15 protein-coding genes are annotated in these 18,272 nt (G+C 60.2%); 6 read left to right on the forward strand and 9 right to left on the reverse strand.

Annotated features, from left to right (window positions below; all coding sequences use genetic code 11):
• Positions 1-33 precede the first annotated feature (33 nt).
• The 6 genes from tauC to CAF65_RS19965 all read right to left on the reverse strand — a co-directional run bounded on the left by tauC (position 34) and on the right by CAF65_RS19965 (position 7,370).
• Positions 34-867 carry a taurine ABC transporter permease TauC gene (tauC, locus tag CAF65_RS19940; RefSeq protein ID WP_085717826.1) on the reverse strand — a complete coding sequence of 278 codons (834 nt, stop codon included), beginning with the start codon at positions 865-867 and terminating at the stop codon, positions 34-36.
• Positions 864-1,658, reverse strand: a complete 795-nt coding sequence (tauB, locus tag CAF65_RS19945) for a taurine ABC transporter ATP-binding subunit (protein WP_085717827.1) — start codon at positions 1,656-1,658, stop codon at positions 864-866. Before tauB ends, tauC begins: the two co-directional genes overlap by 4 nt.
• A gap of 16 nt (positions 1,659-1,674) precedes the next feature.
• Positions 1,675-2,652, reverse strand: coding sequence for a taurine ABC transporter substrate-binding protein (tauA, locus tag CAF65_RS19950; protein WP_085717828.1), 978 nt, complete (start codon positions 2,650-2,652; stop codon positions 1,675-1,677).
• Positions 2,653-2,846: 194 nt separating this feature from the next.
• Positions 2,847-4,430: a glutamate--cysteine ligase gene (gene gshA, locus CAF65_RS19955; protein WP_085717829.1), complete on the reverse strand. Its 1,584-nt coding sequence runs from the start codon at positions 4,428-4,430 to the stop codon at positions 2,847-2,849.
• A gap of 232 nt (positions 4,431-4,662) precedes the next feature.
• A complete protein-coding gene (locus CAF65_RS19960) occupies positions 4,663-5,046 on the reverse strand; it encodes a PaaI family thioesterase (RefSeq protein WP_085717830.1) in 384 nt (127 codons plus the stop codon).
• Positions 5,046-7,370: a Tex family protein gene (locus CAF65_RS19965; protein WP_085717831.1), complete on the reverse strand. Its 2,325-nt coding sequence runs from the start codon at positions 7,368-7,370 to the stop codon at positions 5,046-5,048. The genes CAF65_RS19960 and CAF65_RS19965 overlap by 1 nt, the downstream gene beginning before the upstream one ends.
• A gap of 360 nt (positions 7,371-7,730) precedes the next feature.
• Between CAF65_RS19965 and ompR the strand changes: the two genes are divergently transcribed.
• Positions 7,731-8,471: a two-component system response regulator OmpR gene (gene ompR, locus CAF65_RS19970; RefSeq protein ID WP_007972873.1), complete on the forward strand. Its 741-nt coding sequence runs from the start codon at positions 7,731-7,733 to the stop codon at positions 8,469-8,471.
• 115 nt (positions 8,472-8,586) lie between these two features.
• The gene (locus CAF65_RS19975) at positions 8,587-9,900 is read left to right on the forward strand and encodes an ATP-binding protein (RefSeq protein ID WP_085717832.1); all 1,314 of its coding nucleotides are present in this window, start codon (positions 8,587-8,589) and stop codon (positions 9,898-9,900) included.
• A 127-nt stretch (positions 9,901-10,027) separates the two neighbouring features.
• On the opposite strand, the gene rimK is transcribed toward CAF65_RS19975, so the two are convergent.
• Both rimK and CAF65_RS19985 read right to left on the reverse strand, forming a co-directional pair.
• Complete coding sequence (rimK, locus tag CAF65_RS19980) at positions 10,028-10,933, reverse strand: 30S ribosomal protein S6--L-glutamate ligase (RefSeq protein ID WP_007972871.1); 906 nt, start codon at positions 10,931-10,933, stop codon at positions 10,028-10,030.
• The gene (locus tag CAF65_RS19985; RefSeq protein ID WP_080925313.1) at positions 10,930-11,391 is read right to left on the reverse strand and encodes an ATP-dependent zinc protease; all 462 of its coding nucleotides are present in this window, start codon (positions 11,389-11,391) and stop codon (positions 10,930-10,932) included. The genes rimK and CAF65_RS19985 overlap by 4 nt, the downstream gene beginning before the upstream one ends.
• A gap of 233 nt (positions 11,392-11,624) precedes the next feature.
• Here CAF65_RS19985 and CAF65_RS19990 point away from each other — a divergent pair, with 233 nt between their 5' ends.
• From CAF65_RS19990 to CAF65_RS20000, 3 genes are all read left to right on the forward strand, one after another.
• On the forward strand, positions 11,625-12,029 hold the full coding sequence (locus CAF65_RS19990) for an RNA-binding S4 domain-containing protein (protein WP_085717833.1): 405 nt from the start codon (positions 11,625-11,627) through the stop codon (positions 12,027-12,029).
• A 215-nt stretch (positions 12,030-12,244) separates the two neighbouring features.
• Positions 12,245-13,147, forward strand: coding sequence for an Hsp33 family molecular chaperone HslO (hslO, locus tag CAF65_RS19995; protein ID WP_085717834.1), 903 nt, complete (start codon positions 12,245-12,247; stop codon positions 13,145-13,147).
• 180 nt (positions 13,148-13,327) lie between these two features.
• Positions 13,328-14,869 carry a phosphoenolpyruvate carboxykinase gene (locus CAF65_RS20000; RefSeq protein ID WP_085717835.1) on the forward strand — a complete coding sequence of 514 codons (1,542 nt, stop codon included), beginning with the start codon at positions 13,328-13,330 and terminating at the stop codon, positions 14,867-14,869.
• Positions 14,870-15,452: 583 nt separating this feature from the next.
• Here CAF65_RS20000 and CAF65_RS20010 read toward each other — a convergent pair.
• Positions 15,453-15,812 carry a hypothetical protein gene (locus CAF65_RS20010; protein WP_085717836.1) on the reverse strand — a complete coding sequence of 120 codons (360 nt, stop codon included), beginning with the start codon at positions 15,810-15,812 and terminating at the stop codon, positions 15,453-15,455.
• Positions 15,813-16,274: 462 nt separating this feature from the next.
• On the opposite strand from CAF65_RS20010, the gene CAF65_RS20020 reads away from it, so the two are divergent.
• Positions 16,275-18,209 (forward strand): ATP-dependent DNA helicase RecQ, encoded by a 1,935-nt coding sequence (locus CAF65_RS20020; protein ID WP_085717838.1) that lies wholly within the window; start codon positions 16,275-16,277, stop codon positions 18,207-18,209.
• Positions 18,210-18,272: the final 63 nt, after the last annotated feature.

Consider the following 18,272-nt stretch of genomic DNA (forward strand, 5'->3'; position numbering starts at 1 on the left):
TCTGGGGCGAGCTTTCTTGTAGGAGTTCAGTTATCAGTGAGCCTGACCATGCCACGGCACCAGTTTGCGTTGCAGGGCGCGCAGTCCCATCTCCATGGCGAAGGCGATCAGTGCGATCACCAGAATCCCCAGTACCACCACATCGGTGACCAGGAACTGTGCGGCCGACTGCACCATGAAGCCCAAGCCGCTGGTGGCGGCGATCAGTTCGGCGGCAACCAGCGTCGACCAACCCACACCGAGGCCAATGCGCACGCCGGTAAGAATGTCCGGCAAGGCACTCGGCAAAATGACGTGGCGAATCAACTGCGCCCGCGTCGCGCCCAAGGACTGCGCGGCGCGCAATTTCGCCGGGTCGACAGTACGCACGCCGGTCGCGGTGGCGATGGCGATCGGGGCGAAGATCGCCAGGTAGATCAGCAGCACTTTCGACAATTCACCGATGCCGCACCAGATCACGATCAGCGGCAGGTAGGCCAGCGGCGGAATTGGCCGGTAGAACTCGATCAGCGGGTCGAGTACACCGCGAGCGATACGGTTGGCGCCGATGGCGATCCCCACCGGCACGGCGGTGAGAATCGCAAAACCGAGACCCAGGCCGATGCGCCCCAGGCTTGCGCCCAGGTGCTGCCACAGGGTCGAATCCATATAACCCGAGGTCGCCAGCAGCCAGCCTTTTTGCAATACGGCGCAAGGTGGTGGCAGGAACAGCGGCTCGATCAAACCGGTTGCCGTTACGGCCCACCAAAAAACAATCAGAGCGACCAGTGTCAGCACACTGATCCAGCGAGTGCTCAAGCTGCGACGTGCCGCAGTCACGGGAGTGCCTGGCTTTATCGCTGCGACGGGAATTTCGTAACTGCTCATGCGCGCTCCTGCCGCTGGGCGGCGATGCGTTGGGAGAACACTTTGGCGAGTACGTGTTCGCGGGTTTCGATAAAACGCGGATCGGACTTGATCGTCCGTGCCGACTCACCGGCGGCATAACGCTGGCCGAAGTCGAGACTCAGGCGCTCGACAATTTGTCCCGGGTTTGGCGCCAACAGAATCAGGTCGGTGGCGAGGAACACGGCTTCTTCGATGTCGTGGGTAATCAGGAACACCGGTTTGGCGGTGCGTCGCCAGACTTGCAACAAAAGCTCCTGCATCTGTTCACGGGTGAACGCGTCGAGGGCGCCGAAAGGTTCGTCCATGAGCAACACGCGCGGGTCGGCGGCGAGGGCACGGGCCAGGCCGACGCGCTGCTTCTGGCCGCCGGAAAGCTGCCAGATGCGGCGTTGTTCAAAACCGGAAAGATCGACCAGGGCGAGCATTTCCCGGGCGCGGGCCTCGCGCTTGTCCCGTGCGATGCCGGCCAGCTCAAGACCGAACCCAACGTTGGCCAGCACGTCTTGCCACGGCAGCAGCGCGTCGTCCTGGAACACCACGCCGCGCTCTGCACTCGGGCCTTTGACGGGTACGCCGTCGAGGGTGATGCGCCCGGCGCTGGGCTCGACGAAACCGGCAATCAGGTTCAACAGCGAAGTCTTGCCACTGCCGGACGGGCCGAGGGCGACCAGCAACTGCTGGGGCCCCAGGCTCAGGGAGATATCCGCCAGCACAGGTGTAGGGCTGCCGGGGTACTGTGCGCTGATGCGCTCCAGCTGTAGCAAGGCCATCGCAATGAACTCCCGATCAGTTGGTGATGAACTTGGCGCTGACGTACGGCGCGTAGTCCGGTAGCACGGCCTCGACCTTGCCTTGTTCCTTGAGGAACGCGGCGGTGTCGGTGATGGCTTTGGTGGTCGGCGCGCCGAGGGTGATCACCTGGTCAGCCGCCAGCGGGTAGACGTTGCCTTGCAGCAGCAGCGGAATGTCGCTGGCCTTGGCTCCAGACAGTTTTACCAGCTTGTCGACGTTGCCCTGGTTGGCGAGCCAGGCTTGCGGGTCCTTGCGGTAATCGGCGTAGGCGTCCAGGGTCACTTTGGCGAACGCGGTGACGATTTCCGGGTGCTTCTCGGCGAAGTCCTTGCGCACGATCCAGGCATCGAAGGTCGGTGCGCCGGATTTGGCCAGCTCGCCAGAGGTGATCAGTACCTTGCCGTTTTCCTTGGCCACGCCAAGGGCCGGATCCCAGACGTAAGTGGCGTCGATGTCACCGCGTTTCCAGGCGGCAATGATCGCTGGCGGAGCCAGGTTGAGTACGGTGACTTTCGAGGGATCGATATTCCAGTGCTTCAGCGCGGCGAGCAGGCTGTAGTGGCCAGTGGATACGAACGGAACGGCGATCTTCTTGCCGATCAGATCTTGCGGGGTCTTGATCCCGGAACCGTCGCGGGCGACCAGGGCTTCGGCGGCGCCGATCTGGGTGGCGATGAGGAAGGTTTCAACCGGTACTTTGCGAGTGATGGCGGCGGTCAGGGGGCTGGAACCGAGGTAGCCGATCTGCACGTCGCCGGAGGCGATGGCAGCGATGATATCGGCACCGTTGTCGAATTTGCGCCAGTTGATATCGGCCTTGGTGGCTTTTTCGTAGGCGCCATTAGCCTGGGCGACTTTCGCCGGGTCAACGGTGGTCTGGTAGGCGACGGTGACGTCGGCCGCTTGGGCCAGGAAACTCGCTGTCGCCAAAGAAGCGGCCGCCAGCAAGCGTAGAGGGAAAGTCAGTTTCATCAGAAAGCTCCTTGTCAGGCGACCGAGTGTCGGTGTGAGAAAGAGACTAAATGATCTAAGAATTCAAAAATAAATAACTTTTTCGAATTAGCTTATGAGGGGAAGAATTCAGAGACGAGCGCTGACTTGAGGGGGGCTGTGGACTTGTGGCGAGGGAGAAAGCCCCCTCGCCACAGGGGGCCTGCTTTGGCTGCTTAGTTGCTGATCGCCAGAATGCTCGCCTGATATGCCCCGACAAACACGTCGAAATCACCGACTTCGTTCTGCTCCAGCTCAACCTGTTGAGCCAGCGATGAACGCGCCAGTTCTTCGAACCGGGCTTGCTCCTCAGGCGCCAATGGCTCGCTGCGGAAGAACTCGGCATGGGCCTGGCTCTGGCGCAGGGAGAACTGGGCAAAGCTCTCCTTGTGCTCGGCCATGGCCGCCAATACCTGTGCCGACGGCGTCAGGGACGAGTCCTGGACCTTGGCCATCTGGGCGTCCAGCGCCTTGCTGTGGGCATCGCCACCATGGCTCTGGTCGAGCATCGCGGCCAGTGGAGCAATTTTCTCCAGCAACTCGCCGGCCCATTCCTTCAGGCCAACCGGATGGCCATCCCGTTGCAGTTGCAGGCCCGGACGACGACCCTCCTTGACCACGCTGAGGAAGTTCGAAGTCGCGTTGCCGCAACTGGTGCTGGTCAGCAGCGGGCTGTCGTTGAGCGCGCAGTACAACAGGAACGCATCGAGGAAGCGTGATTCGGTAAGGTCGATGCCCATCGGCAGGAACGGGTTGATGTCCAGGCAACGCACTTCAACGTACTGGATGCCCCGGGCCATCAGCGCCTGGATAGGGCGCTCGCCGGTGTAGGTCACGCGTTTCGGGCGGATGTTGGAGTAGTACTCGTTTTCGATCTGCAGGATGTTGGTGTTGAGTTGTACCCACTCGCCATCCTGGTGGGTGCCGACTTCGACGTAGGGGGCGTACGGCGTGGCCACCGCTTTGCGCAGGCTGTCGGTGTAACTGGCCAGATCGTTGTAGCACGGCGTCAGGCCGGCCTGGGCGTTGCTCTGGTAACCCAGGTCGCTCATGCGCAGGCTGGTGGCGTACGGCAAGTACAGGGTGTCCGGATCCAGTTGCTCCAACTGATGCGAGCGACCGCGCAGGAAACCGGTGTCCAGTGCCGGTGAAGCACCGAACAGGTACATCAGCAGCCAGCTGTAGCGGCGGAAGTTACGGATCAGCGCGATGTAGGACGACGACTGAAAATCGCGGTCGGTGCCGACAAAGCCTTCGGCCTGCCTGAGCAGCGGCCAGAGTTTTTCCGGCAGGGAAAAGTTGTAGTGGATACCGGCAATGCATTGCATGGTCTTGCCGTAGCGCAGGGCCAGACCCTTGCGGTACACGTACTTGAGCTGCCCGATATTGGACGTGCCGTAATAGGCGATCGGGATGTCTTCTTCGGCCGGCAACGGGCACGGCATCGACGGGCTCCATAGATACTCGTTGCCGAGCTTGCTATAGGCAAAACGGTGAATGCTGTCCAGGCTCGCCAGCGTGTCCGCCGGGTCGGGCAGGGCCGGAGTGATGAACTCCAGCAGCGACTCGGAATAGTCGGTGGTGATCTGTTCGTTGGTCAGCGCGGAACCCAATTCTTCCGGGTGCGGCGTTTGCGCCAGGCGACCTTCGCCGGTCACGCGCAAGCATTCACGTTCGATGCCGTGAAGGCACTGTTCGAGCAGAGAGAGGTTAGCGCGCTCGCCGAGCAGGGCCAGGCGGCGGTTGAGAAGTTCGCTCAAGTTGGATTCCTTCACGCGTCAGTCGCCCCAATATGGGGGTGGGCAAGACGGTCTACAAGGGTGAAGTTAAAACTGGCGTTTTCGCCTGGTTTTTCGGGCTCTCAAAGCCCCTTTTGAACCGCCGACTTCAATCCTTGAATCTGGCAGATGCACGCGAAGGAAACGCAATCCCGTAGAAAAGCTCGACGCTGCGATCACTGCGTCGAAATTAACTCAAATCGATGACGACTAGCTACAGGACAGCGAACGTGCCTTGTGCTTTTGCGACCAGTTTGTCGTCTTGCATCACATCGGCTTCGACCACCAATGTGCGACGACCCGGGTGGATCACCCGCGCCGTGCACATCACCTCGCCATCGGAAACGGCGCGGATGTAGTTGATCTTGCATTCGATGGTCGCGCTCTGCTGGTCAAAGCCGTGGGTGCTGGAACAGGCCAGCCCCATGGCAATGTCCACCAGGCTGAACAAGGCCCCGCCGTGCAGCTTGCCGCCGCGATTGCGCAGCTCGGGTTCCAGCGCCAGGGCGACTTGCGCCACCCCGGTTTCCAGGCTGTGCAGGCGGCAGCCCAGCAGCTTGAAAAACGCGCTTTCGGTCAGTTCGGCGGGAATGTCCATCAGCGTTTTTTCAACTGCTTGGCATTGGCGAACAGTGAAGCCATGGCATTGTTGCCCGGCGCTGCTGCCGTGGTTTCCTTGCGCGGGGCAGTGTTCTGGGACTGGCGTGGAGCCGACCCCGGACGCGCGCCGCGAGCACCGTCGATTTTCTCGCCCGGGGTGTCGCTCATGCGCATCGACAGGCCTACGCGTTTGCGCGGGATGTCGACTTCCATGACCTTCACCTTCACCACGTCGCCGGCCTTCACTGCTTCGCGAGGATCCTTGATGAACTTCTCCGAAAGTGCAGAGATGTGTACCAAACCGTCCTGATGCACGCCGATGTCGACGAAAGCTCCGAAGTTGGTCACGTTGGTTACCACGCCTTCGAGGATCATGCCCAGTTCAAGGTCCTTGAGATCTTCGACGCCTTCCTGGAACTCGGCGGTCTTGAACTCTGGACGCGGGTCGCGGCCGGGTTTTTCCAGCTCTTGCAGAATGTCGGTAACAGTCGGCAGGCCGAAGGTTTCGTCGGTGAATTTTTTCGGATCGAGGCGCTTGAGGAATGCGGCGTCGCCGATCAGCGAGCGGATGTCACGGTCGGTTTCGGCGGCTATGCGCTGAACCAGCGGATAGGCTTCCGGGTGAACGGCCGACGAGTCCAGCGGGTTTTCGCCGTTCATGACGCGCAGGAATCCGGCGGCCTGTTCGAAGGTTTTTTCACCCAGGCGCGCGACTTTCTTCAGCGCGGCACGGGTTTTGAACGCACCGTGCTCGTCGCGGTGGCTGACGATGTTCTGCGCCAGGGTCGCGTTGAGGCCGGAGATCCGTGCCAGCAGCGCTACGGAAGCGGTGTTCACGTCCACGCCAACGGCGTTCACGCAGTCCTCGACCACCGCATCCAGGCCACGGGCCAGTTTCAGCTGCGACACGTCGTGCTGGTACTGGCCGACACCGATGGATTTCGGATCGATCTTCACCAGCTCAGCCAGCGGGTCTTGCAGGCGACGGGCAATCGACACCGCGCCACGGATCGACACGTCGAGGTCCGGGAATTCCTTGGAAGCCAGTTCCGATGCCGAGTAAACCGATGCGCCGGCCTCGGAGACCATGACCTTGGTCATCTTCATCGCTGGGTATTTTTTGATCAGGTCGGCAGCGAGCTTGTCGGTTTCACGGCTGGCGGTGCCGTTGCCAATGGCGATCAGGTCCACCGAGTGCTTGGCGCACAGCGCGGCGAGCACGGCGAGGGTCTGGTCCCACTTGTTGTGTGGCACGTGCGGGTAAACCGTGGCGTGATCCAGCAATTTGCCGGTGGAATCGACCACGGCGACCTTGCAACCGGTACGCAGGCCCGGGTCGAGGCCCAGGGTGGCGCGCGGGCCGGCCGGGGCCGACAGCAACAGGTCGTGCAGGTTGTGGGCGAAGACGTTGATCGCTTCGGTTTCCGCGCCATCGCGCAACTCGCCCAACAGGTCGGTTTCCAGATGGGTGTAGAGCTTGACCTTCCAGGTCCAGCGCACCACCTCGCCCAGCCATTTGTCGGCGGCGCGGTTCTGGTTCTGGATGCCGACATGCTGGCCGATCATGCCTTCGCACGGGTGCATGGTGCCCGGCAACTCGTCGCCGACTTTCAGCGAGGAGCTGAGAATGCCTTCGTTGCGACCACGGAAAATCGCCAGTGCGCGGTGCGACGGCATGCTCTTGAGCGGTTCGTCGTGTTCGAAGTAGTCGCGGAACTTGGCGCCTTCCTCTTCCTTGCCGGCAATCACGCGGGCACTGAGGGTGGCTTCCTGCTTGAGGTAGTTGCGCAGCTTGTCCAAGAGGCCTGCGTCTTCGGCGAAGCGCTCCATGAGGATGTACTTGGCGCCTTCGAGGGCCGCCTTCACATCGGCCACGCCTTTTTCCGCGTCGATGAAACGTGCGGCTTCGGTTTCCGGGCTCAGGGACGGGTCGTTGAACAGACCGTCGGCCAGTTCGCCGAGGCCGGCTTCCAGGGCGATCTGACCCTTGGTGCGGCGTTTCTGCTTGTACGGCAGGTACAAGTCTTCGAGACGGGTCTTGGTGTCGGCGAGCTTGATGTCGCGCTCCAGTTGCGCAGTCAGCTTGCCTTGCTCTTCGATGCTGGCAAGGATGCTGATGCGCCGTTCGTCGAGTTCTCGCAGGTAGCGCAGGCGCTCTTCCAGATGACGCAATTGCGTATCGTCGAGGCTGCCGGTCACTTCTTTCCGGTAACGGGCGATGAAGGGAACGGTAGAGCCTTCATCGAGTAGCGCGACGGCCGCTTCGACCTGTTGTGGGCGTACACCGAGTTCCTCGGCGATGCGGCTGTTGATGCTGTCCATAAAACCACCTGACAAATTGTGAAAGCAGGCTCGCAGGCGTTGAAACAGGGCCTTCGCGAGTCTGGTTGAGCGGCCTGGCCAGCGCCGCTGCCTGGGTCAACAGGCATTGCGTTGACCCGTGAAATCGAACAATTACTGCTGACGCCATGAAAATAAATCGCGTCCGTCTGTAGTACCTGTCTGATGTTGCCTGACACAAAAGGCCGCGCATTATAACCAGCGTTACGGCATTCGGGGCATCGCAGGTTGCTGGTGCAATGGCCGGTTTTCTGGCGCTTGAGGAAAAATCTGCTAACAATGCACACGGTGCGTATAACGGCAGCTACGCCATAATGCGCGCCGAGATCAAAGGAGCATCCAATGAGCAGCACTGCACAAACTGCTGAAGGCGAAAAAATTCTTATCGTTGACGACGATCCGGGGCTGAGCAGCCTGCTGGAACGTTTTTTCGTCAGCAAGGGCTATCGCGCCCGCGCCGTACCGAACACTGAGCAAATGGATCGCCTGTTGGCGCGCGAAGTGTTCAACCTGGTTGTCCTCGATCTGATGTTGCCCGGCGAAGATGGCCTGACCGCTTGCCGCCGCCTGCGCAACGCGAACAACCAGATTCCGATCATCATGCTCACTGCCAAGGGTGACGAGCTGAGCCGCATCAAGGGCCTGGAACTGGGCGCCGACGATTACCTGGCCAAGCCGTTCAACCCGGATGAGCTGATGGCTCGCGTCAAGGCGGTATTGCGTCGCCAGTCGGCGCCGGTGCCGGGCGCCCCGGGCAGCGAAGACGAAAGCGTGACCTTTGGTGACTACGAGTTGTCCCTGGCCACTCGCGAGCTCAAGCGCGGCGAAGAAGTGCACATGCTCACCACCGGTGAATTCGCTGTGCTCAAGGCCCTGGTGATGAACGCGCGTCAACCGCTGACCCGCGACAAGTTGATGAACCTGGCCCGTGGCCGCGAGTGGGATGCCCTGGAGCGTTCCATCGATGTGCAGATTTCCCGTCTGCGCCGGATGATCGAACCTGATCCTTCCAAACCGCGTTACATCCAGACTGTCTGGGGCGTGGGTTACGTGTTTGTTCCGGATGGAACCGCCACCAAGTGATGGGCGATTTGTAGGAGCGGGTCATGCGGACAACGGATCAATCGATCCCGTCCGCAGACTCGCGATCCGCAATATGCGAGCATCGCTCGCTCCTGCAAGTGTTTAACGGTTATCCATGAAAACCCCCGTTTGGTTCCCCCAGAGCTTCTTCTCCCGCACCCTTTGGCTGGTGCTGATCGTCGTACTCTTCTCCAAGGCACTGACCCTGGTTTATCTGCTGATGAACGAAGATGTGCTGGTGGACCGCCAGTACAGCCACGGTGTCGCCCTGACGCTGCGCGCCTATTGGGCTGCCGATGAAGAAAACCGCGGCAAGATCGCCGAGGCCGCGACCCTGATCCGGGTGGTGGGTGCCGGCGTGCCGGAAGGCGAACAACACTGGCCTTACAGCGAGATCTACCAGCGGCAGATGCAGGCGGAGCTGGGGGGCGACACCGAAGTCCGGCTGCGCATGCATTCGCCACCGGCGCTGTGGGTTCGGGCGCCAAGCCTGGGTGATGGCTGGCTGAAAGTACCGCTATATCCCCATCCGTTGCGCGGCCAGAAAATCTGGAACGTGCTGGGCTGGTTCCTCGCTATCGGTCTGCTTTCCACCGCTTCGGCCTGGATCTTCGTCAGCCAGCTCAATCAACCTTTGAAGCGTCTGGTGTATGCCGCACGGCAACTCGGCCAGGGCCGTAGCGTGCGCCTGCCAATCAGCGATACGCCGAGTGAGATGACTGAGGTTTACCGCGCCTTCAACCAGATGGCCGAAGACGTCGAACAGGCCGGTCGCGAGCGTGAGCTGATGCTGGCCGGTGTTTCCCATGATTTGCGCACGCCGTTGACCCGCTTGCGCCTGTCCCTGGAATTGATGGGTGATCGCACCGATCTGACCGACGACATGGTGCGTGACATCGAAGACATGGATGCGATTCTCGATCAGTTCCTGGCGTTCATTCGCGACGGGCGCGACGAGTCGGTGGAAGAAGTTGACCTGAGCGACCTGGTCCGCGAAGTCGCTGCGCCCTACAACCAGAATGAAGAAAAAGTGCGGCTGCGCCTGGAGCCGATTCAGCCGTTTCCGTTGCGTCGTGTGTCGATGAAACGATTGCTGAACAACCTGATCGGTAACGCGCTGCATCATGCCGGCAGCGGTGTGGAGGTGGCGGCGTATGTATCCGGGGACACCAGCGCGCCGTATGTAGTGCTGAGCGTCATGGACCGTGGTACCGGTATTGATCCGGCGGAACTGGAAGCGATCTTCAACCCGTTCACCCGAGGTGATCGTGCCCGGGGTGGCAAAGGCACGGGGTTGGGATTGGCAATCGTGAAGCGGATTGCTTCGATGCATGGTGGCAACGTTGAACTGCGTAACCGCTCGGGCGGAGGGCTTGAAGCGCGGGTGCGGTTGCCGTTGGGGTTGATGCTGCCTCGGGATGCTGTCTAGCACTGTAGATCTTCGGTGCGGCCAATGACCTCTTCGCGAGCAGGCTCGCTCCCACAGGGTTTTGCATCATTGTGTGGGAGCGAGCCTGCTCGCGAAGGCGGCATCCCTGCCGCTGCAATCATTCGGGTTAACCTTTGCCTTTGGTCCGGGTCATGTTCGGCCCACCATTCTTTTCCAGATGCTCAATGATGATCCCCGCGACATTCTTCCCGGTGGTGGTCTCAATCCCTTCAAGCCCGGGCGAAGAGTTCACTTCCATCACCAGTGGCCCGTGATTGGAGCGCAGGATATCCACCCCGGCCACCGCCAACCCCATGACCTTTGCCGCACGCAATGCTGTCATGCGCTCTTCGGGTGTGATCTTGATCAGGCTCGCGCTGCCACCGCGATGCAGGTTGGAACGAAATTCGCCGGGCTTGGCCTGGCGCTTCATCGCTGCAATCACCTTGTCACCGACGACGAAGCAGCGAATGTCCGCACCACCGGCTTCCTTGATGTACTCCTGAACCATGATGTTCTGCTTGAGGCCCATGAACGCCTCGATCACCGATTCTGCGGCCGTGGCGGTTTCGCACAGCACCACGCCGATGCCTTGGGTGCCTTCCAGCACCTTGATCACCAACGGCGCGCCGTTGACCATTTCGATCAGGTCGGGAATGTCATCGGGGGAGTGGGCAAACCCGGTCACCGGCAAACCGATCCCGCGACGGGACAGCAATTGCAGCGAACGCAGCTTGTCCCGTGAACGGGCAATGGCCACCGATTCGTTGAGCGGAAATACCCCCATCATCTCGAACTGGCGCAGCACTGCGCAGCCGTAAAAGGTCACGGATGCACCGATCCGTGGAATCACCGCATCGAAACCCTCCAGCGGCTTGCCGCGGTAATGAATCTGCGGCTTGTGGCTGGCGATGTTCATGTAGGCACGCAGGGTATCGACCACCACCATTTCATGGCCGCGTTCGGTACCGGCTTCAACCAGGCGGCGGGTGGAATACAGACGCGGGTTCCGCGACAGCACAGCGATCTTCATGCAACACCTGTGGAGGAGGTAGATACCGGGAACACCGGCTTGTCTTGTACATACTTGATGCCCGGATTGACCACCAACTGGCCATGGATCAGGGCTTTGGAGCCGAGCAGCAGGCGATAACGCATGGACTTGCGGCAGGCGAGCGTGAACTCGACCCGCCAGACCCGATCACCAAGGGCCAGGGTGGTGCTGATCACGTATCGCACCTGCGCGTGACCGTTCGAGCTTTTAATGGTTTTCATCGTCACCAACGGTGCTTCGCAACGACGGTGGCGCAGTTGTACGACGGAACCCAGGTGGGCGGTAAATCGCACCCACTGCTCACCATCGCGCTCGAATGGCTCGATTTCGGTGGCGTGGAGGCTTGAGGTGCTGGCACCGGTGTCGATTTTTGCCCGAAGGCCTGCGACTCCCAAATCCGGGAGCGCTACCCACTCGCGCAGACCGACAACGGTCAAATGGTCAAATGTCTTCAATAGTGTTCAACCGGTAGAAACCGCTCGGGCCGCATACGGCCGGATTCGCGGTATTCACGCAGAATAATGGTTAAAAGGCGACAGATATCTACGGCCCGGATTTCCAGTCTCGCAATGAGGTTATGGAATGTCAGTATTGTAATCCGGGACGACGTAATTCTTGGTACGACAGAACGGTAGTACAGTTCACCAATATTTCAGAACGAGGAAATCCCATGGCACAAAAAAACGAAGAGGACGACAAAGTCCGACTCGATAAATGGTTGTGGGCTGCACGCTTTTACAAAACCCGCGCCTTGGCCAAGGCGGCGATTGAAAGTGGCAAGGTGCATTGCCGGGGCGAACGCTGCAAACCGGGCAAAGAGCCACGGATCGGCGATGAGTTTGTCATTCGCACCGGTTTCGATGAGCGCACGGTGGTGGTCCAGGCGTTGTCGATCGTTCGCCGTGGCGCACCGGAGGCGCAGACCTTGTATGCCGAGACGCAGGCCAGCATCACCAAGCGCGAAGAGGCCGCGGCGCAAAGAAAGGCGGGCGCCCTGGGCGTGAGCACCGACGGTAAACCAAGCAAGAAACAGCGGCGGGATCTGTTCAAGTTTCGTGGTGACAGCAACGAATGATTGGTGGGGCCGCCGATCACATCAATCAGCACAAGACTTGTAATTGCACCTGCGCGTAGCCATATGAGGTAATTGGCCTATCGTGCATGTGCCATTCGTCGTAAAGCGCACACAGCCATCGGCCCGTAAGCCATAACCAGGCAGCAATACGCTATAGCCAAGGCGTAGCGTCGAATTCTGTAACCATTATTGTCACCACTTCAGATACCAGACTTATGACCGACTTACCGGATAACGACTTCACCCAACGCTTCATCTTCGATGACAGCGACACCCGTGGCGAACTGGTCTCGTTGGAGCTCAGCTACGCCGAAGTCCTGGCCAAACACGCCTACCCGCAGCCGGTCGCGCAACTGCTCGGCGAGCTGATGGCGGCCGCGTCGTTGCTGGTCGGCACGTTGAAGTTCGATGGCTTGCTGATTCTGCAGGCCCGCTCCGAAGGCCCGATCCCGCTGCTGATGATCGAGTGCTCCAGCGAGCGCGACATCCGTGGCCTGGCCCGTTACGAAGCGGAGCGTATCGCTCCCGATGCAACCCTGGCCGATTTGATGCCGGATGGCTCATTGACACTGACCATCGACCCGAGACAGGGCCAGCGTTACCAGGGCGTGGTCGATCTTGACGGTGAAACGTTGTCCGACTGTTTCACCAACTATTTCGTCATGTCGCAGCAGATCGGTACGCGCATCAAGCTTTGCGCCGATGGCCGTCGCGCCCGTGGCATGTTGCTGCAGCAGCTGCCCGCCGACCGCTTGAAAGATGAAGAAGAACGTGCCGCCAGCTGGCAGCACCTCACCGCCCTGGCCACTACCTTGACCGCTGATGAGCTGTTGGGCCTGGACAACGAAACCGTGCTCCATCGTCTCTATCATGAAGAGCAGGTGCGCTTGTTCGACGTGCAAAAACTGCGTTTCCGCTGCAGTTGCTCGCGCGAACGTTCGGCCAATGCACTGGTCAGTCTGGGTAAGGAAGACGCGCAGCAACTGGTCGTGGAGCACGGTGGCAACATCGAGATCGACTGCCAGTTCTGTAACCAGCGCTACCTGTTCGATGCGGCCGACGTCACCCAATTGTTCGCCGGCGCGGGTGTCAATACGCCGTCAGATACCCGTCACTAAAACGGTTCAGCGCAGGTAAATTCACTGGCTGGCGCCGGATTAACGCCGTTTCGACAGGAGGGGCCTACTCTTTTTGGGCTTTTCTGGCATAATCCGGGCCACTTTTTTCGCGGTAGTAGTGCACGACTTTCTACTACAAAAACGTTTGGAGCACTCGGCCACTGGCCGACGGGGAACCTCATGACGCAAGCCAATAACGCCGTGTACACCGATCTGAGTGTTGATGATCTGGTTAAAGAAGCCCTCAACCGCGGTGAAGGCGAGCTTGCCGATACCGGCGCACTGGTTGTTCGTACCGGTCACCGTACCGGCCGTTCGCCAGTCGATCGTTTCATCGTTGAAGAGCCAAGCACCCAGGCCGCAATCGCTTGGGGCCCTATCAACCGCAAGTTCCCGGCCGACAAGTTCGACGCCCTGTGGGCTCGCGTTGAGGCATTCAACAACGCGCAAGAGCATTTCGTTTCCCACGTGCATGTAGGTGCGGCTTCCGACCACTACCTGGCCGTGAAGATGACCACCCAGACCGCCTGGCAGAACTTGTTTGGCCGTTGCCTGTTCATCAACCCGGCTCAGTACAACCCGGCGGGTCGTGAAGAGTGGCAAGTCCTGAACGTTGCCAACTTCGAGTGCGTGCCAGAGCGTGACGGCACCAACTCCGACGGTTGCGTGATCATCAACTTCGCACAGAAGAAAGTGCTGATCGCCGGCATGCGTTACGCCGGTGAAATGAAGAAAGCCATGTTCTCGGTGCAGAACTTCCTGCTGCCGGCCGCTGACGTGCTGCCAATGCACTGCGCCGCCAACATCGGCGAAGAAGGCGACGTGACCCTGTTCTTCGGTCTGTCCGGTACTGGCAAGACCACTCTGTCCGCCGACGAAAGCCGTTACCTGATCGGTGACGACGAACACGGCTGGGGCGAGGGCGTGGTGTTCAACATCGAAGGCGGTTGCTATGCCAAGTGCATCGACCTGTCCGAGAAGAACGAGCCGGTTATCTGGAAAGCCATCAAGCACGGCGCGGTCCTGGAAAACGTCGTTATCGACGACGCCAAGCACGCCGACTACGCCGATGTCAGCCTGACCCAGAACAGCCGCGCCGCGTACCCGCTGGAGCACGTTGCCAAGCGTTCCGGGAAGAACCTCGGTGGCGAGCCGAACGCCGTGATCTTCCTGACCTGCGACCTGACCGGCGTTCTGCCGCCAGTGTCGATCCTCAACGAAGAACAAGCGGCCTACCACTTCCTGTCCGGTTACACCGCTCTGGTCGGTTCGACCGAAATGGGTTCGGGCAGCGGCATCAAGTCGACCTTCTCCACCTGCTTCGGTGCACCGTTCTTCCCGCGTCCGGCCGGTGAATACGCCGAGCTGCTGATCAAGCGCATCCGCGGCTTCGGTTCCAAGGTCTACCTGGTCAACACCGGCTGGACCGGCGGTGGCTACGGCGTCGGCAAACGCTTCAATATCCCGACCACCCGTGCAGTGATCGCAGCGATCCAGAGCGGCGCGCTGATCGGTGCCGAGACCGAGCACCTGGACACCATCAACCTCGACGTGCCAGTGGCCGTACCGGGCGTTGAGACTGGCCTGCTGAACCCTCGCAACACCTGGGCCGACAAAGCCGCCTACGACGAAGCCGCCAAAGCACTGGCCGGACTGTTCATCGAGAACTTCAAGAAGTTCGAAGTGAGCGACGCGATCAAGGCAGCCGGTCCAAAGTTGTAAGTGCTGGATTGAGCTAACGAAAAAGCCGCCCCTCGGGGCGGCTTTTTTGTGCGCGTTGTCTCGTCCTGAATAAGGTTGATTCGCTCATGGGGATTGCCAAATCAGTGTCATGGCCATCTCTGTCTGGCATGAATCACTCCCATCATTTCAACCGCCTCCCGTGCGATCAGATAGATCATGACGTAGTTAGCGGTTGCAACGATTTCCCGCGTCCCTGGGACCTTGCCTTTTCTGTGTAGGGTCGGACGTAATCTAGGATGTGCGAGAAAGGACCGCCATCATCGTGACCAATCGATGGGAGGCGACTGTGTTCGGGTTGGTCACCGGTGAGATCTACGCGCACAGAACCGGCATGCCCGAAGGCATCCCAAACACAGCACGCCATATAGCGTGCAGACACAAAAAAGCGTCGGCAGCATACAACGGGTGCGTACCTGGATCTAATTCGGGTGACCAGGCCCGAGTCGCTGATTTGGCAGCGACAGTCCGGACTATAGGGCTGGGGGACGGTTCATCGATAACCGACAAGGTGTCTTGTTTTGCAGGACCTTGCCGAAGCTTTGACAGGTTGTTGCTGATGGACTTATCCACACCGCACCGCGTTATCGTTCTTCGCCAGCAGGCTCGCTCCCGCAAGGGATTGTGGTGTTTTTCCGCCGGTGAGGTTTGGCAAGCGCTGCCGGGCGATGTCGAGCAGGTCGTTGCCGTCCTGGGTCAGCAGGTACAGGGCGCTGACGATCTTGGGGATGTCGCTCGCTCCGGCTTGGTTGAAACATGTGCAATAAAGGGTTTCGAGCAGGTCGCTGGCGGCGCGGATGCGTTGTCCGGCGGCGTCGAGGATCTCGAAGGGGTCGGCCTCGGTATCGATGACCAGCACTGGGGTTTCGCTGTAGCTGGATTTAAGCGGCTGATAGCGTTCGGTAGATGTCTTTAGCGAGGGCATTGATGTCTCAGTCCTGTAAGAGATCGGAGGTCACTCCGGCAGGCCGCCACAGTATTTTCAGCCGCGCCAAAACTATGATGAGTGTGGCGAAGCAGAGCAATACAGTCGCAATGGACAGGTTTTGTAGGGCGTTTACTGCCTTGGGGGGAATGCTCCTACACGCCCCCCTGGTTTTATCGAAGAATGCTTCTACTGGAAATGATTCCTACAAAGCTGTGCAGAAAAATATGTAGGGTGCTTGGTGGGCTGGATTCAATCGACCGCAGGTGCGGGGGGAAACCATACCTGCGGGGGGAGGCGGGGCGTCAGGTGGCAAAGTGCTCTGTGTGTTTCAACCTGTGGCGTCGCAGGGCGCGTTGAGGCTGTATCATCCCGTATCGTTTTTGTCCCCGACCTTTTCTTGACTCGCTGCAATCGCCGACCAGGCTTTTAGCACTGCGGCGGTCAACGGAGTGACAGCTTATGCACAACACCCTGGAACAGGTTTTCGGTTATCCACAGTTTCGACCCGGTCAGGAGGCGGCGGTCAGTGCCGTGCTGGCCGGGCGTTCGGCGGCGGCGATTTTCCCCACCGGCTCCGGCAAATCCCTTTGCTACCAATTGCCGGCGCTGTTGCTGCCGCACCTGACGCTGGTGGTCTCACCGTTGCTGGCGTTGATGCAGGATCAACTGGCGTTCCTGCAACGCCACGGCATCTCGGCGGGCAGTATCGATTCGGCCCAGAGCCGCGATGACGCCAGCGATGTCATGGCCCGTGCCAGGTCCGGCGAGTTGAAGATTCTGATGATCTCGGTGGAGCGCTTGAAGAACGAGCGTTTTCGCCATTTCCTGCAGCAAGTACCGATCTCGCTGCTGGTGGTGGACGAGGCGCACTGCATCTCCGAATGGGGGCATAACTTTCGCCCGGACTACCTCAAGCTTCCCGACTATCAACGCCAGTTCAATATCCCTCAGGTGCTGCTGCTGACCGCAACGGCGACGCCCAAGGTCATCGCCGACATGCAGGCGAAATTCGCCATCGCCGCCGAGGATGTAGTGACCACCGGTTTCTATCGCCCGAACCTGAATTTGCTGGTGGAACCGGTTCGCGGAGCGGACAAACGCAGACGCCTCGTCGAGTGGATGAGCCAGCGTCCGGATCAGCCGAGCATCGTCTACGTCACCCTGCAGAAAACCGCCGAGCACATCGCCGAACACCTGAACCGCAATGGCGTTCAGGCCGAGGCCTATCACGCCGGGTTGCCCCATGAGCAACGAGATGTGATCCAGCGTCGCTTCATGGGCGGGCAGTCCAATTGCATCGTCGCTACCATCGCTTTCGGCATGGGCATCGACAAAAGCGATATCCGCAATGTGGTGCATTTCGACCTGCCCAAGTCCATCGAAAACTACAGCCAGGAAATCGGCCGCGCCGGGCGTGACGGGCGGCCGTCGGACTGCCTGGTGTTGGCCAACCGCGACAGCCTCAACGTGCTGGAGAACTTCGTCTACGGCGACACCCCCGAGCTGGATGGTATCCGTTGTGTGCTTGACGAGGTGCATGCCGCAGCCCCCGAAGGGCAGTGGGAGTTTCTGCTGGGGCCGTTGGTGGATCAGAGCAATATTCGCCAATTGCCGCTCAAGACCTTGCTGGTGCAACTCGAGCTGCGCGGGTTGATCGCCCCGCGCTACGCGTACTACGCCGAGTACCGTTTCAAGTATGTGCAGGAGCCCGAGGCGCTATTGGCGCGTTTCGAAGGCGAGCGCAGGGATTTTGTCGCTGCGATCATCCAGACCTCCAGCCGTGCCCGGACCTGGGCAACGGTGAATTTCGAGGTCTTGTACGAGCAGCATCAGGCCGAGCGCAGCCGGGTGGTCAAGGCGCTGGATTACTTCCAGGAGAAGGGCTGGGTGGAGCTCGAAAGCAAGCAGATGACCGAGGTCTATAGCGTGCTGCAAAGCGGGTTCGACAGCGTCGCGTTGAGCGAGGAACTGCACGTCTGTTTCACTCGGCATGAGCACACCGAGATCGCGCGGATTCACGCGATGCTGGATCTGTTCGCCACCGACCGTTGCCTGGGCTATCGCCTTGCCGAGTATTTCGGTGATCACAATGCCCCGCCGCAATGCGGGCATTGTTCGGTGTGTCATGGGCAGGTGGCGCGGCTACCGGCACCACCGGCGTTGCCGGCGCTTGTGGATAAAAATTTCGAGGCGCTGTGCGGCGGTTTTATCCACAGGCACGAGCAGCACACGGGCAACCCGCCCTCGGCTGAACGCGTGACACGGTTTCTGTGCGGGATCAGCGTGCCGCTGTTCACCAGGCTCAAGGCGCGGGCGATTGCCGGGTTTGCGGCGCTGGAGGATTACCCGTATGCCGAGGTGCGGGAGTGGGTTGAGCTACATCTGGCAGGCTGAACTGTGCTCCCACAGGGTTTTGCGGTGTACTCAATGGGGCACATCCATCCGCTGAATGTTGCT

The sequence above is a fragment of the Pseudomonas sp. B28(2017) genome (assembly GCF_002113025.1).
GTDB lineage: Bacteria > Pseudomonadota > Gammaproteobacteria > Pseudomonadales > Pseudomonadaceae > Aquipseudomonas.